The 14,476-nt window shown below is 53.9% G+C and carries 14 protein-coding genes and 1 pseudogene; 10 read left to right on the top strand and 5 right to left on the bottom strand.

Features of this window, described 5'->3' with window-relative positions; all coding sequences use genetic code 11:
- Positions 1-90: 90 nt before the first annotated feature.
- From SRBAKS_RS08810 to SRBAKS_RS08785, 6 genes and pseudogenes are all read left to right on the top strand, one after another.
- Positions 91-489, top strand: a complete 399-nt coding sequence (locus tag SRBAKS_RS08810; protein ID WP_229596654.1) for a Fur family transcriptional regulator — start codon at positions 91-93, stop codon at positions 487-489.
- 294 nt (positions 490-783) lie between these two features.
- Positions 784-1,356, top strand: coding sequence for a rubrerythrin (gene rbr / locus SRBAKS_RS08805; RefSeq protein WP_229596645.1), 573 nt, complete (start codon positions 784-786; stop codon positions 1,354-1,356).
- 23 nt (positions 1,357-1,379) lie between these two features.
- Positions 1,380-1,766, top strand: coding sequence for a desulfoferrodoxin (locus SRBAKS_RS08800; RefSeq protein ID WP_229596635.1), 387 nt, complete (start codon positions 1,380-1,382; stop codon positions 1,764-1,766).
- Positions 1,767-1,985: 219 nt separating this feature from the next.
- Positions 1,986-2,192, top strand: a pseudogene (locus SRBAKS_RS17850) (rubredoxin); the annotation flags it as partial.
- An 81-nt stretch (positions 2,193-2,273) separates the two neighbouring features.
- Positions 2,274-2,435, top strand: coding sequence for a rubredoxin (gene rd, locus SRBAKS_RS08790; RefSeq protein WP_229596941.1), 162 nt, complete (start codon positions 2,274-2,276; stop codon positions 2,433-2,435).
- A 95-nt stretch (positions 2,436-2,530) separates the two neighbouring features.
- Entirely contained in the window at positions 2,531-3,733 is a 1,203-nt protein-coding gene (locus tag SRBAKS_RS08785) for an FprA family A-type flavoprotein (RefSeq protein WP_229596625.1), read from the top strand.
- A gap of 122 nt (positions 3,734-3,855) precedes the next feature.
- On the opposite strand, the gene SRBAKS_RS08780 is transcribed toward SRBAKS_RS08785, so the two are convergent.
- The 5 genes from SRBAKS_RS08780 to SRBAKS_RS08760 all read right to left on the bottom strand — a co-directional run bounded on the left by SRBAKS_RS08780 (position 3,856) and on the right by SRBAKS_RS08760 (position 7,889).
- Positions 3,856-5,034 carry an endonuclease/exonuclease/phosphatase family protein gene (locus SRBAKS_RS08780; RefSeq protein WP_229596614.1) on the bottom strand — a complete coding sequence of 393 codons (1,179 nt, stop codon included), beginning with the start codon at positions 5,032-5,034 and terminating at the stop codon, positions 3,856-3,858.
- A 478-nt stretch (positions 5,035-5,512) separates the two neighbouring features.
- Positions 5,513-5,977, bottom strand: a complete 465-nt coding sequence (locus SRBAKS_RS08775; RefSeq protein WP_229596604.1) for a YaiI/YqxD family protein — start codon at positions 5,975-5,977, stop codon at positions 5,513-5,515.
- 2 nt (positions 5,978-5,979) lie between these two features.
- Positions 5,980-6,186 (bottom strand): YwbE family protein, encoded by a 207-nt coding sequence (locus SRBAKS_RS08770; RefSeq protein WP_229596602.1) that lies wholly within the window; start codon positions 6,184-6,186, stop codon positions 5,980-5,982.
- 73 nt (positions 6,187-6,259) lie between these two features.
- Complete coding sequence (locus SRBAKS_RS08765) at positions 6,260-6,763, bottom strand: hypothetical protein (protein WP_229596583.1); 504 nt, start codon at positions 6,761-6,763, stop codon at positions 6,260-6,262.
- A gap of 67 nt (positions 6,764-6,830) precedes the next feature.
- Positions 6,831-7,889 (bottom strand): OmpA family protein, encoded by a 1,059-nt coding sequence (locus SRBAKS_RS08760; RefSeq protein ID WP_229596581.1) that lies wholly within the window; start codon positions 7,887-7,889, stop codon positions 6,831-6,833.
- A gap of 229 nt (positions 7,890-8,118) precedes the next feature.
- On the opposite strand from SRBAKS_RS08760, the gene rfaD reads away from it, so the two are divergent.
- Genes rfaD through alr form a run of 4 tightly spaced genes read left to right on the top strand, consistent with a single transcriptional unit; the run spans position 8,119 to position 14,466 of the window.
- The gene (gene rfaD / locus SRBAKS_RS08755; protein ID WP_229596579.1) at positions 8,119-9,099 is read left to right on the top strand and encodes an ADP-glyceromanno-heptose 6-epimerase; all 981 of its coding nucleotides are present in this window, start codon (positions 8,119-8,121) and stop codon (positions 9,097-9,099) included.
- A gap of 15 nt (positions 9,100-9,114) precedes the next feature.
- On the top strand, positions 9,115-11,502 hold the full coding sequence (locus SRBAKS_RS08750; protein ID WP_229596570.1) for an LPS-assembly protein LptD: 2,388 nt from the start codon (positions 9,115-9,117) through the stop codon (positions 11,500-11,502).
- Position 11,503: 1 nt separating this feature from the next.
- Entirely contained in the window at positions 11,504-13,342 is a 1,839-nt protein-coding gene (gene mutL, locus SRBAKS_RS08745; protein ID WP_229596561.1) for a DNA mismatch repair endonuclease MutL, read from the top strand.
- Positions 13,342-14,466 (top strand): alanine racemase, encoded by a 1,125-nt coding sequence (alr, locus tag SRBAKS_RS08740; protein WP_229596548.1) that lies wholly within the window; start codon positions 13,342-13,344, stop codon positions 14,464-14,466. The genes mutL and alr overlap by 1 nt, the downstream gene beginning before the upstream one ends.
- Positions 14,467-14,476 lie beyond the last annotated feature (10 nt).

Below are 14,476 nucleotides of genomic sequence, written 5' to 3'. Positions count from 1 at the left end.
GCAAGCCGCAACAACCCGTAAATAATTGGGTTTGACACATTTGCCATGAGCAGGTAGGAATAGTTATTAAATATTTGTGGAGGATATCCCATGACACATGAAATGGGCTTTCGACTTTCCAAACAGAGAAAAGTCATTCTTGAAGAATTACAGAAAGTTAAGAGTCATCCTACGGCTGACGAAGTGTATGATATGGTCCGGAAGATAATTCCCCGTATCAGTCTCGGTACTGTGTACCGCAATCTTGAATTCCTTTCGTCAAAGGGGTTGGTTCTCAAGCTGGGCGGTCCTGGTGAGCAGAAGCGGTTCGATGGTTTTCCTGAGCCGCATCCCCATATTCGCTGCGCCGTGTGTACGGCTGTGGTCGATGTGGAGTGCGACATTTCGGTTCCCGAAATTCCGCAGTCTGCTACGCATGGATACAAGGTTTTGAATACAAACGTGGAGTTTGTAGGCATCTGTCCGCAGTGCCAGGCCAAGCAGCAGTAATCCGAGAAATCGAACAACTGCTTATTGCAGCAAACAAGACCGGTCCTATATATAATAGGATCGGTTTTTTTTGTGTAAAATGAGAAAAATTCGCCATTTGTCCTTGACAGTTCAAGCTCAGCTAATTAGTAATAGTTCTCAGATTGAGCATAAGTGGCTGACCTTGTGAATTAATTTTTTTGATTATAATTTTACAATATCGCCACACGAAAAAACGACAACCATATCTGTTTAGTGTATAGAATAACAATCCTGAGGACTGTTTATTCAGCTAGAACAAGGAGGATTTACGTAATGTCCCTGAAAGGAACGCAGACTGAAAAGAATATCCTGACCGCTTTTGCCGGTGAATCCCAGGCTCGTAACCGGTATGCCTACTTCGCCAGTGTCGCGAAGAAAGAAGGGTATGTTCAGATTTCCAAGATTTTTGAGGAGACGGCCAACCACGAAAAAGAACACGCCAAGCGTTTGTTCAAATTTCTTGAAGGTGGCGATGCTGAAATAACGGCTTCGTACCCTGCTGGCAAAATTGGCACGACGCTCGAAAATCTGTACGCCGCAGCTGCGGGCGAGAAGGAAGAGCATGAAGACATGTACCCCTCGTTTGCCAAAGTTGCTCGCGAGGAAGGGTTCCCGGTCATCGCTGCTGCCATGGAGAACATCGCCATTGCTGAAGCCTACCATGAAGAGCGGTACAAGGCGTTTATCGCCAACATCGAAGACGGTAAAGTTTTCAAGAAGGATTCCGAAATAGTCTGGCGCTGTCAGAACTGCGGGTATAATCATACAGGAGCGACCGCACCGGATAAGTGCCCGGCCTGTGATCACCCCCAGGCTCATTTCGAAATGAAAGACACCAACTGGTAAAATCAATAAAAGGAGATCCTGAAATGGCAATCAAATTGGGCGAAGTGTACAAGTGTAATGCGTGTGGTAATATTGTCATGGCTATCCATGAAGGCGGAGGCGATCTGGTCTGTTGTGGCGAAGACATGGTCCTGATGGTCGAAAACACCGTTGATGCAGCCGTTGAGAAGCACGTTCCCGTGCTGACCAAGGATGGCGACAAGATTACCGTCAAGGTCGGTGAAGTGGCTCATCCCATGGAAGAGAAACACTACATCGAGTGGATCGAAGTCATGGTCGGCGACACAGGTTTCTACAAGGCTCTGAAACCCGGCGACGCCCCTGAAGCCGAGTTCTGCGCATGTGGCTTGACCGGTGATATCACCTGCCGTGCATACTGTAATCTCCACGGCCTCTGGGCTGCAAAATAAGTTTCGTTCAGCAGAGCGATCCGGTTTCCCGGCTTGACGTGACGTTTCATGAGGCCGTTAATGGTTCAGTTCGCACAATGAGCCGCGAAAAAACTGCACAGCTCTTGCTTATTGATACGCTAAAAGAGTGGGTGGGCTGCTTGGCCCACCCCGTCTCCGTCCCTGGATTTTTGGGGCAGGAGAGAACGATATTTCATCAATATCCTTTGGGAGGAAGCAATGGCATTACCTGAAGAAATGTATCAGTGCCAGACGGTAAACTGCGGATTTATTTACAATCCCGATAAGGGAGACCGTAAGGGCAAGATTCCCAAAGGAACGAAGTTTGAAGATCTTTCAGACGATTGGCGGTGCCCGATTTGTGGGGGTACCAAGAATTGTTTCCGTCCGCTTATGGGCCCTGGATCAACCAAGGCAGACTGTGAATTGTCGGTTGAGACAGACCCTGTAAAGTTGACAGCAGCGGCGAGTGCTGCAAAAATATCCGACCAAAAGGAGAGAGAGTCCATGCAAAAATATGTGTGCGAAATCTGCGGCTATGTTTACGACCCTGAACAGGGTGATTCCGAATCCAACATCCCTGCCGGGACCAGCTTCGAAGATCTTCCTGACGATTGGGCCTGCCCGATCTGCGGTGCGACCAAAGACGCATTCGTCCCGGAAGATTAGACTTTTATGTGACCCACCGCGTGGGTTGGAAGCGCGCACATTGAGTTCGCGCTTCTTTTTTGTCAACAGACTGACCTTTCAATGTGGAGAGAGATATGAAACCACTGGCTATTAAAGACGATATATACTGGATTGGTTCGGTGGACTGGAACCGCCGCAACTTCCATGGATATTCCAAGTCCCACATGGGCACCACCTACAACAACTACCTCATCGTTGACGAGAAGGTAACGCTTATCGACACCGTGGCCGAAGAGTTCTGGGGCACCCTCAAGTGCAACATCGCCAATGTGCTGGGTGATCGCAAGATCGACTACTTTGTCATCAACCACCTGGAACCTGACCATGCCGGCTGCCTGGCTCTGGCCGTAGAGAAATACCAGCCCGAGAAGATTTACACTTCCCCCATGGGGCAGAAAGCCATGATGGCGCATTTCCATTACAAGGATTGGCCTGTCGAGGTCGTGCCCACCGGTACCAACATCAACATCGGCAAGCGCAACCTCACCTTTGTCGAGACCCGTATGCTGCACTGGCCGGACGCCATGCTGACCTACTGCCCGGAAGACAAGATCGCTTTCACCAACGACGCCTTTGGTCAGAACTGGGCCACCTCCGAGCGTTTTGCTGACGAAGTGGATCGCTCCAAGCTCGAAGAGCTTATGCGCAACTACTACGCCAACATCGTGCTGCCTTACTCCCCGGTTGTTATCAAGACCTTGAAAGCGCTGGAAGAAATGAATCTGGATATCGACACGGTCTGCCCGGACCACGGCCTCATGTTCCGTGGCGAGGATTGTGCCTGGGCCTTCAAGAAATATCAGGAATACGCCGAGCAGAAGCCCAAGAACAAAGCTGTCATCGTGTATGACACCATGTGGCATTCCACCGAGAAGATGGCCAAGGCCGTTGCTTCCGGTCTGGCTGAAGAGGGTGTATCCGTTCGCCTCATGTGCATGAAGAACAACCACCACTCCGATGTCATGCTCGAAGTCTTTGACTCCGCTGCCGTCATCCTCGGTTCTCCGACGCACAATAACGGTATCCTGCCGCTCATGGCGGATATGCTGACCTACATGAAGGGTCTGCGTCCCCAGAACAAGATCGGGTCCGCCATCGGTTCCTTTGGCTGGTCCGGTGAGTGCGTAAAGGTACTCACCCAGTGGATTGAAGACATGAACATGGAGCTGGTCGAGCCGGTCAAAGTCAAGCATGTGCCTGACCACGACACGCTGAGCCAGTGCTTTGACCAAGGCAAGGCCATTGCCGCTGCCATCAAGGCGAAACTCGCTGAATAGCTCCTTCCGCACCGCTCTGGTGTAAGTGAATACATAAGGCCCACCCCCCTTTCAGGGGATGGGCCTTTTCCTTTTACGGATGAGGAGCGTGGGCCGCTGTCCTGATTCTTGTTGAGCTAGTGTTATTCCGAGAGCGGTGTGAAGGTCCCGTCCTTGAGCGAGGTCAGGTATTCGGCGCTGAAGTCGACATCTAGCTCCACCCACAGCGGCAGGTGGTCGCTCATCTGGAAGGTGCGCCATTTATCGACATAGTACTCGAATTGCTGATCGGGGTCGGCCAGCATTGTTTTCCATTTATCCACCGCTTGCTGTTTCTTTTTGGTGGGTTTGTTCTTCTTTTTTGCTGCGGTCAATTCTGCTCGTGCCTTGGTCAGTTTCTTTTCAAGAGAAGCGATCACAAACGGGGAATACGATTTGAAATCCTTTTGTGTTTCCTGCAAAACAGCGCTGAAAACATCCAGTGTCCCTTCACTGCGGTCAGAATCAATCCGTTGTACGGCATTGTCTCTGGGAATCCACGAAATCTGATCGTAGAATTTGTTCTTTTTCGAGTTGCTGCCGATGATGTTTTGTGTGGTTTCAAATCCCTGTTTTGCCAGAGCATTTCCTGAGGGATCACTTTTTTTATCAATATTGAAGTCGCCCACGAGGATGTGGTTGTCCTTTTCGCTTTTTGCCCGGTTGGCGAGGAAGCGGGCCACAGAGTTTATTTCACTGACTCGCCGTTTGTATTCTTCCGAATTTTTGGATTGCTTGCCGTAATATATGTGCACCGTGGAGAAGATGAAGCGGAACCAGCCCGACTGAAAGGCACAGGAAAACGGGGTTCGGGCAAATTGGCGTTTCTTTGTTACGTCACTGATTTGATCCTTCCACGGCAGGACGATTTCACCAGCAACGTTTCTGAACCGGACCTTGTCCGTATTGTAGATGAAGCCGAGCCGTTCGATGTTGCCGCTCCGCCCTTCGGTCACGTCGGTCACGATATAATCATAGCTGGTTCCGAGGAGGCGCATGACCTTTTTTAACGGTGTCATGTCCCGACAGATCTCCTGGATTGCGATGATGTCGAATGCGGAGATGACTTCGGCAATGTAATACAGCGACTCCTCCATACGCGGGCCATCGCCGAACCGATTGTCGTCGAAATTCCGTATGTTCCAGGTGCCCAGAACCAGCGTGGACCGGAGGGTGCGCGGAGGCATGACGTCCGCCACCAGTTTTCGGATTCTCTCCAGCCCGGCAACAGTCCGCTTTCGGGTCTTCGTATCCAGTCTCTTGAGTGGCCAATAGTGTATCATGACAGGCTTCTCTTTGTGCTGAGGGCGTATCCGCCTTTGCGATGGAACGCGCCGGGGTTGAGGTCTTGATTTTCACATACAGCATGTGCGCGAATTCAGCAACGTGTGACCATGGATTCATGCGATCAGTCTGTCGTTCTATTGGGAAAGAGGGCTTGATGCCGCCATGCGGCGGATTTGTCGGGTGATTTCGTCTCCGGCGGGCAAGGGTTCGCACCCTTGCATCTCATCTGTACACCTCCGGTGTAAAGTGAGTCGTTATACTTACCTGTTCATATTCTACGACAAGTTGTCCCATTGCAAATACGCCGAAACCACAATCTATCAACTCCGCACCGAAGGTGCCGACAAGGATTCCAAAGGACATGTCCTTTGGCCGCCGGAGGCGAAATCACCCAATCTTCCCGCCGCAAGGCAGCATCAAGATCTGATTTTCCCTACAGAGTTCAGCGTTTCACTCAAAAAAAAGCCTGCTCTTTTATTTGAGAGCAGGCTTTTTGGCGTTGCGTGTCAGGAATTTGTCCAATTGATTGGTGAACCCCTGTTTGTCCTTGGGGCCGAACGGTGGAGGCCCGCCGTGGACCATGTCGCCGGAGCGGAGTTCTTCCATGAGGTTGCGCATGCGCAGGAGGCCCTTGATGTTTTCTTCCGTGTACAATTCGCCACGGGGGTTGAGACCGGTTGCGCCTTTGGCCACGATGGCGTCAGCCAGTGGGATGTCTGCGGTGATGACCAGATCGCCGGGTTGCACCTGTCGGGCGATTTCCTTGTCCGCTTCGTCAAATCCTTCGCTCACGACAATGGAGTCGAACAGCGGTGAGGTCGGTACTCTGAGCGGGATATTGGCGACCAGTGTGACTCTGACCTCACACCGTGCTGCGGCTTTGAATATGATTTCCTTGACGACATTGGGACAGGCGTCCGCGTCTACCCAGATGCGCATGCCTATGCCTCCTGGGTGTCCAGGATTTCCTTGACTCGCCCAACCTGTCCATCTTCAAGCCGGACCTTGATGCCGTGGGGGTGAGTAGGGGATTTGGTCAGGAGTTTGGCTACGATACCTTCTGTCAGGCGACCGCTGCGCTGATCTTTTTTGAGGACGATATTGACGCGCTGGCCTGGGCGAATGTTTTTGCGGGTTTTCCCATCCATAGGAGTGGCTCCGTGGCTTGAGCATGCGAAAAGAGCAGACCAGTTGGTCTGCTGAAAGTGCGATGCCTGTGAGTTATTTCCAGCTGCCTTTTTTGTAGCTGAAAATCTGGCGGTTGGGGATAATCTGAACCGGAGAGAATGTGCCTTTGCGACACGCCTCCGGAGATTCGCCCACTGCTTCCATGATGACCTCTTGAAATTTGAGGACAGCTACATAAGGAACGGATTTGGAGCTGGAGCGGCGGACTTTGGGGACGACGGTATTAGAGTCGATGACGTGATAACGCGCCTTGTATGTCCCGTCGGCCTGTTTGACAATCTGCATGCGGGTTTTGGACATGCCGTGATTGAGGTTCAGGGAGTTGACCCTGATCCGGGCAAATTTGGAGAAGTTGGCATGCTTGCTGGCCAGGTCTTCATCCAGATAGGCAGGCATGTTCTTGCTGGTGACAGGCGCATTCGCATTGCCCGGTGCGGCAGAGGCCACATCTGTGGAGGGACCGGCCCAGGCTATGGGCGCAAAAAAAGCCCCGATCAAAAAAGCCGCCAAGACGGCAGGGAGTATGAATTTCATCATGGTGTGGTTCCTTTAACCAGAGCAGTAGGTTGGGCGGCAGTGCCGCCCAACCTTGAGTACCATAACGTTACTTGGTGCGAATTTCAACCCTGCGGTTCAGCTTGCGGCCTTCCTTGGTGCCGTTGTCGAACTTGGGATTGGTTTCGCCGTAGCCCACTGCTTCCAGACGGGAAGCGGAGACGCCGTTCTTGGTCAACCATTCGACCACGGAGTTGGCGCGGCGTTCGGACAGACCCTGGTTGTAGGTGTCGGCTCCGGTGGAGTCGGTGTAACCGGCAACCACGAAGGTGGCGGAGGGGGTTTCTTCCAGAATCATCTTGGCCTGTTCCAGTACGGGGACCATGTCGTCCAGGATCTCGTACTTGTCAAAGCCGAAGTTCAGGTTGAAGGATACGACTTCGGGAGCTGCAGGCGTCACGACCGGAGCAGGTGCGGGGGCCTGAGCGTCTGCGACTTCTTCGTAGAAGACCTTGCTGGCGTATGCATCCATGGCACCGGCTTCCATCAGGGATTCGGACGTGGCTGCAACGGAGCAGGGGAAGATGGAGCGCATCTGTTTGATGGTCTGTTCACCGGCGGCAGTGTCTGCGTAGCTGATGATGTGAACACACAGATTGTCACCGTACTGATCGTGCAGGGCCTGAGCGGCAGCCAGCGGATCGGCACCGGTGTTGGATTCACCGTCAGTCAGGATGATCAGAGCGGTCTTGCCGGACATGGAACCGATGGTCGGGTCGATATCAGCAACGCCGCCACCCAGGGGTGTTCTCCGGTTGAAAATTTCGTATTCGGTTTCGAGGCCATCGACGCTCTGAGTGAGAGCGTTCGGAGCATAGGCGCCGGGAGCGGTCAGCTCGGCAAAGGGTGCGAAAGCAAACATGCCGGAGTTGTAGCCCAGTTCCGCAGGAACGGCTTTATCCATGGCTTGGATGTTGTTCACGGCCATGTTGATTTTCTTGACCTTGGAGTCGCTGTATTTCATCGCCATGGAACCGGAATGGTCCAGCAGGATGATGAAGTTGTCGACTCTTTTGACCTTTTTGGCGCTTGCCGTGGAGGCAAACGCAAAGGAGAGGGCCATGACAGCGGTCAGTGTTAACAGAAGCAGTTTCCTCGATTGTCTCATGATATTACTCCTTTGGAGGTGGTTTCCTGAATTTTCATGCAGCCCTTTTGCTGCATGTTTGCCCAATATACGCAACTGGAGTGGTTGGTGCAAGAGGGTTCTGAGAAAAATATAGGAAAAACGCTTAAATCAAAAGGAGAAAGTGAAGACGTTCAGGTTGCGTCCCGGCCTGTAACACAGTATAAAAAATAGTTTAGATCATCAGTTATCAGGGCAGCAAGGAGCAAGTATGTATATAGTCACCGGCGGCGCGGGCTTTATCGGGAGCGCCATGGTTTGGAAGCTCAATCAGTTGGGAATTGAAGATATTCTGATCGTGGACAATCTTTCTTCCAGTGAAAAGTGGAATAATCTGGTTGGTTTGCGATATCAGGATTATCTGCATCGGGACCAGTTTCTCAAGTTTATTCTTGAAGGCGATGACCCGTTCGAGACCGAAGCTGTCATCCATATGGGTGCCTGTTCTTCCACCACGGAGCTTGATGCGGACTTTCTCATGGAGAACAACTACCGCTACACACAATATGTCTGCCGTTTCTGCATGAAACACGATGCCCGATTTATCAACGCCTCTTCTGCCGCCACCTATGGGAATGGTGAATATGGGTTCAACGACGATCATGAGGGCATTGACAGGCTTCGTCCCCTGAACATGTACGGGTATTCAAAGCAGCTCTTTGATATCTGGGCCAAGGATTCCGGTATCCTCGATCAGATTGTCAGCCTCAAATTTTTCAACGTGTTCGGCCCCAATGAATATCATAAGGACGACATGAAGTCGGTCATCTGCAAGGCGCACAAGCAGATTCTGGAAACCGGCCAGCTCAAACTGTTCAAATCCTACCGCGACGAATATCCGCACGGTGGGCAGAAACGGGACTTTGTCTACATCAAGGATTGCGTGGATATTATGGCCTGGTTCCTGGACAATCCTGATACCGGGGGTATTTTCAATATCGGTACGGGAAGTGCAAGAACCTGGAATGATTTGGCAAATGCAGTATTTGCCGCACTTGAAAAGGAGCCTGTTATTGAGTATATCCCCATGCCTGAGTCGATTCGTGATAAATATCAATATTTTACACAGGCAGACATGGATAAGCTCAAGTCCGTGGGATGTGACGTAAAAATGACGAGTCTGGAAGATGGGGCCAAAGACTACGTGCAGAATTATCTCAACAAGGACAATTCGTACCTGATGTCCAGGTAGGGTGTAGGGATTTCATTGAAGAAAAGGTCGCGCATATCGATTCTGGCCGGGATGCTTGTCATCCTGGTGCTGTGCCTGCCGTGGACGCTTGTCGGTAAGTCGGCAGAGGTGAACACGGTCAGAAAATACGTGCCGGATGCTCCGGTCAAGACACCCGAGATGAACGAGTGGGTCTTTTCGGCCGACCGGGTGGTGGGCGACCATACCAGCGAATATATCGAAGCGTTCGGCAACTGCTCCCTGAGCCTGGGAGAAGATCAGCTTCGGGCCGACTTTGCCCGCTATTATCAGTCCACGGGCTGGGTGTTCCTCAAGGGAAATATCCGCGCCAACTGGGGGAGCGACTTTATTCAGGCCGACGAAGGCGAGTTCGACCTGAACACCATGACCGGCTGGCTCAAGAACGGGAAACTGTTCATGGCCAAACCCCATGTCTATGTGGAAGCCGAGCGCGTGGGCAAGACGCAGGGCGACACGTATACGTTCAAGAATGCCAAGGTCACATCCTGTTCAGGCGAGAAACCCGCCTGGTCCGTGACCACGGAAGAGGGCGACGTGACCCTGGACGGACGGGTGCATCTCTATCGTTCCGCATTTCGTATCAAGGACATCCCGGTTTTCTACTGGCCGTACATGGCCCTGCCCGGCAAGAAAAAGCGGCAAAGTGGTTTTCTGATGCCATACGTGTCTTCCAGCAAGAAGCTCGGCCTTCAGGTGAACCAGCCGTATTACTGGGTCATCAACGACGAGATGGACGCGACATTTTATCAGAATTACATGAGCAAGCGTGGCTACATGCAGGGCGTGGAGTTCAGACACGCTGAGGACGCCTCCACCAAAGGGTTGTGGAAGGCGGATTTCATGCAGGACGCTGTCCGGGCCACCAAGGAAAGCGACGAGTGGGATGATTACGACAGTGACGGGTTGACCCGGTCCAATCGTGATCGTTGGTGGATCAGAAGTAAATACGATGGCTGGCTCGGCAGCCCGAAATGGCAGGTCAAGCTCGACCTGGACGTGGTCTCCGACCAGAACTATCTGCGTGATTTTCAGGATGGCCCCACCGGATTTGATCGGACCAGAGACGATTTTCTCGACGCCTTTGGCCGCGATATCGAAAACAAGGACTCTCTGGAACGGTTGAACACGGCATACATCAGCCGCAGCTGGAACAGATTCGGCCTGGTGGGATTGGCCCAGTATGATCAGAACCTCGCCTATCGCAACAAGAACGGTACGTCGAGCGAGGACCCGACAGTCCAGACGTTGCCGCAGATCAGCGGGTTCGCCTTTCAGCAGTCCCTGCTCGGCCTTGGGCTGGAAGGTTCGTTTGACACCGAATACAGTTATTTCCACAGGGAATACGGCAACGCAGGGCACCGTTTCCGGGCAGTGCCTGAGCTGAAGATGCCCATCAAGACATCCATGGTGACCCTGATCCCGTCACTTTCTGCAGACCATACTTCCTACAATCTCACTTCGCATGAAAAAACCGGTGACATTTCATATATAGACACCGGCGGCAGGACGCAGGTGGTCGACACCAACAAGATCAAGGACGGCTATCAGAGCCGCACGACCTGGGCCGGTGGATTGACCGCTTTTTCGGAGATGTCCAAAGTCTTCAACACGGGAGACGACCTGTCGGCCGAGCCTGGGTTGGCCGGAACATCCCGCTGGACACGGCTCAAACATTCGGTGGTTCCCCGTGTGCAATATCGGTATACGCCGAGAATAACAGGCCAGTCTTCGCTGCCGTATTTTGATTCGAAAGACCGCCTGGAAGGGGATAACAGGATTACGTACTCCCTGACCAACGTGCTGGATAGACGCCGTGATCGGGTGTCCCTTGCACCGGGTGAGGACGAAGCGCCTTCGGCTCGGGTCGTCAGCGACTATCTCGATTTTCTCATGTTCCGCGTGGAGCAGTCCTATGATGTGTTTGAGGCTGAACGCAAGGATGACCTCTCCACGTACAAACGGCGTCCGTTCTCCGATGTCATGGCCGAGCTGAAAATCAAGCCGGAAAACTGGATTGATCTGTTGACCCGGAACTGGTTCTCTCCCTATCTTGGAGATATGACCCAGAGTGAGACATCTGTCAGGCTGCACAAGGATGGACTGGGTTCGTTTACCGTGGGATATGATTTTCAGGAGCGCATAGACGAGTATCTGCGTGCCCGGACCGACCGTATGTCCATCGTTCGTCTTGGCGCCGAATGGGAGATGACCGATTCATTGACCCTCGCTGCCAAGTACCGTCATGACTTCGAGTCTGAAAGAGATCTGGAGCGCACCCTTAAACTGAGCTGGGCGGCCGAGTGCTATTCGCTCTATTTTTCCTTTACGCAGAAGCCCAGCGACAATCGGTACGAAGTCGGATTCGACCTGTTGAGTTTCTAGTATGACCCAGACAGCTGAAATACGTGTTCTGCCAGCAGGGTTGAAGAACCAGATTGCAGCGGGCGAGGTTGTGGAACGGCCTGCCAGCGTGATCAAGGAGCTGGTCGAGAACTCCCTTGATGCCGGGGCGACCCGCGTGGATGTGACCATCGAGCAGGGTGGACGTTCACTGATGGTGGTGCAGGACAACGGGGCCGGCATTCAGCCGCACCAGCTTGAGCTGGCCGTTACCAGACATGCCACCAGCAAGATTCGAGATTTCAAGGATCTGTCCGCCATCGGTTCCTTCGGGTTCCGGGGTGAGGCGTTGCCGTCCATCGCGTCGGTCTCCCGTTTTACCATGACATCCTGTGCCGCCGGGGCTGCCGAGGCCGCCTTTATCGAAGTGCACGCTGGAACTGTGGCCGACCAGGGGCCTGCGGCCCTGGCCGCAGGGACGCGGGTGGAAATCCGTGATCTTTTTGCCAACACTCCGGCACGGCTCAAATTTCTCAAGACCGAATCCACTGAAAATCGGCGTTGTCAGGAAACGCTCATGCGGACCAGTCTGGCCCATCTCGGGACCGGCTTTTCCCTGACCATGGGCGGGCGCGAAGCCTTTCGCCTTCCGGCTGATCAGGCACTTTCGGCACGGCTGGCCGCGTTCTGGCCTCCGGCTGTGTGCCAGGGACTTTCCCCCTTTGATTTCGAACGGAACGGGTATCGCGTCCATGGCGTGGCCGGTTCTCCGGGCACTGCTCAGGGCCGGGGCAACCGCATCCTGTTGTTCGTCAATGGCCGTCCTGTGCAGGATAAGCTCATGCTGTCCGCCGTGCGTCAGGCCTACAAGGGCATGCTCCTGTCGCGGGAATATCCGCAGATTGTGTTGTTTCTCGAACTGCCTCGGGAAGAGGTGGACGTAAACGTGCATCCGGCCAAGCTGGAAGTGCGTTTCATTGATGAGAAGCAGGTCTTTTCCGCCATCCGGGGCGGGGTGATGCAGGCCTTGAGTCAGCCCGGCATGGAACTGGCCGGCGGCTTCGTGGGCGATCGTCCGCACTCTGGCCCGCCGTTGACCGAGCGTCCCGTTCACCCGGCACCGTCCGGGGAACCGGTGAAGTACAGCCACAGACCCGATCCCATGGAGTCTGCACCGAAATTTTCCACGTACCGCGAGTTCAAATCGGAGTACGTTCCGCCCAGGGACCTGGAGCTGCCCCTGCCTCCATCGGCAGGCATGGCCCGTGAACCTGGCGCAGCCTCCTCAGGCATGATGCGGTCCGGTCTGGATTCCACCAGGGCGGCCCCCCTTGCCGGAAGCGGCTATACCTATCTTGGACAGATCTCGGATACCTATCTTGTGTTGCGGGAAGGTGATTCTCTGGTGCTGGTGGACCAGCACGCCGCCCATGAGCGGGTTATTCTGGCGGCCATGCGGGACGCGCGCACCAAAGGCGACTCCCAGCCGCTGGCCATGCCCCTTGAAATGAATCTGCATCCCAGCGAAGCGGATGTGTTGCAGGATATCAACGAAGACCTGCGCTCCATGGGATTCATTGTCGAGATGGATGGGCCGTCCAAGGCATTGGTACGGGGCATTCCTCCTACATTGGATACGGGCAAAGCCAGGGAATATCTGGCTGATGCTCTGGCTGAAAAGGCCCGGGGGCTGGATGATCTGTGGACCATGATGTCCTGCAAGACCGCCATCAAGGCCAATCAGCCGCTGGCTGTGGATGAGGCGCTGGCCCTGCTTGAAACATGGCTCATGACCCCGGAACGGGAGTTCTGCCCACACGGTCGTCCTGTTGTCCTGCGGTGGAACTCTGCTGATCTCGAAAAAATGTTTAAGAGAAAATAATGATAGAATACAATAAATTGCGTGTCCGGGTCCATTTGGACAACCTCCGTCACAACTACAGGACCTATACGCGCCTGCATGATCGGGTCATTCCAGTCATCAAATCCGATGCCTATGGTCATGGTCTCCTTGAAGTCAGCCGTGCGCTGGAGAGCGAAGGCGTTGACACCTTTGCCGTGGGGTTCGTGCATGAGGCGGCCGCGTTGCGGCAGGGCGGATGCGACAAGCGGATCCTTGCGTTGCTCGGTCCCATTGATGCGGCAGATGACGCCCTCTTGTGGGAGCATGAAATTCTGGCCGCGGTCTCCCATTTTGATCAGTTGCGTCGATTGGTTGCGACCGCCGAAACCAATGGGCCGCTTGCCATCGGACTCAAGTTTGACACCGGAATGCGCCGACTCGGGTTTCTGCCGGAAGAGTTGCCGCAGGTTATCGAGATTCTCTCCGGCTCCAAGCTGACACCGGTCATGATCAGTTCTCATCTGGCTTCGGCTGACACGCCGGGGCGGGAAGTTGATGTGGAAGGGCAGCACGCACAATTTCAAACCGTTATCGACGGGCTGGCCGAGGCCGGATTCGAGGTGGAGGCGAACCTTGCCAACTCTGCCGGAGCCCTGGCCTTTGAACAGTGCCGTCTGAGTTCCCTGCGTCAGGGCATCACCCTGTACGGCGGCAATCCCTTCTGCGGCACTTCGCTGGAAGCGCTGGGGCGGGAGCTGAAACCGGCCATGGATGTGGTCGCGCCGGTGATGCAGGTGCACCCATTGAAGAAAGGGGAGTCCATCAGCTACGGGTGGACCTATACTGCGGAAGCGGATTCCGTGGTGGCCGTCATTGGGGTGGGCTATGCTGACAACTACAGCCGCAGCCTGTCCAACACGGGCGAGATGCTCATTCATGGCACACGAGTCCCCATCCGAGGGCGGGTCTGCATGCAGATGACAGCGGTTGACGTAACTGCGCTTATGGGTGAAGGAAAGGGCGTTGCCCCTGGAGATGAAGCCTATCTGCTGGGCGGACCCGGGCCTGAGACCATCACGCCCGAGGAGATGGCCGGGTGGTGGGGCTCCATCAGTTATGAAGTTTTTTGTCTGCTGGGAATGAACCAGCGAGAATATATTTAATTTGAAGGAG

Origin of the sequence: Pseudodesulfovibrio sediminis (genome assembly GCF_020886695.1) — a bacterium.
In the GTDB taxonomy this organism is placed as follows: Bacteria; Desulfobacterota; Desulfovibrionia; order Desulfovibrionales; family Desulfovibrionaceae; genus Pseudodesulfovibrio; species Pseudodesulfovibrio sediminis.
This window is presented reverse-complemented; position numbering and strand designations above follow the sequence as displayed.

Excerpts from the sequence above, each read along its gene's own strand:
- SRBAKS_RS08810 (WP_229596654.1), top strand. The coding sequence starts at position 91 with ATGACACATGAAATGGGCTTTCGACTTTCCAAACAGAGAAAAGTCATT.
- rbr (WP_229596645.1), top strand. The coding sequence starts at position 784 with ATGTCCCTGAAAGGAACGCAGACTGAAAAGAATATCCTGACCGCTTTT.
- SRBAKS_RS08800 (WP_229596635.1), top strand. The coding sequence starts at position 1,380 with ATGGCAATCAAATTGGGCGAAGTGTACAAGTGTAATGCGTGTGGTAAT.
- rd (WP_229596941.1), top strand. The coding sequence starts at position 2,274 with ATGCAAAAATATGTGTGCGAAATCTGCGGCTATGTTTACGACCCTGAA.
- SRBAKS_RS08785 (WP_229596625.1), top strand. The coding sequence starts at position 2,531 with ATGAAACCACTGGCTATTAAAGACGATATATACTGGATTGGTTCGGTG.
- SRBAKS_RS08780 (WP_229596614.1), bottom strand. The coding sequence starts at position 5,034 with ATGATACACTATTGGCCACTCAAGAGACTGGATACGAAGACCCGAAAG.
- SRBAKS_RS08775 (WP_229596604.1), bottom strand. The coding sequence starts at position 5,977 with ATGCGCATCTGGGTAGACGCGGACGCCTGTCCCAATGTCGTCAAGGAA.
- SRBAKS_RS08770 (WP_229596602.1), bottom strand. The coding sequence starts at position 6,186 with ATGGATGGGAAAACCCGCAAAAACATTCGCCCAGGCCAGCGCGTCAAT.
- SRBAKS_RS08765 (WP_229596583.1), bottom strand. The coding sequence starts at position 6,763 with ATGATGAAATTCATACTCCCTGCCGTCTTGGCGGCTTTTTTGATCGGG.
- SRBAKS_RS08760 (WP_229596581.1), bottom strand. The coding sequence starts at position 7,889 with ATGAGACAATCGAGGAAACTGCTTCTGTTAACACTGACCGCTGTCATG.
- rfaD (WP_229596579.1), top strand. The coding sequence starts at position 8,119 with ATGTATATAGTCACCGGCGGCGCGGGCTTTATCGGGAGCGCCATGGTT.
- mutL (WP_229596561.1), top strand. The coding sequence starts at position 11,504 with ATGACCCAGACAGCTGAAATACGTGTTCTGCCAGCAGGGTTGAAGAAC.
- alr (WP_229596548.1), top strand. The coding sequence starts at position 13,342 with ATGATAGAATACAATAAATTGCGTGTCCGGGTCCATTTGGACAACCTC.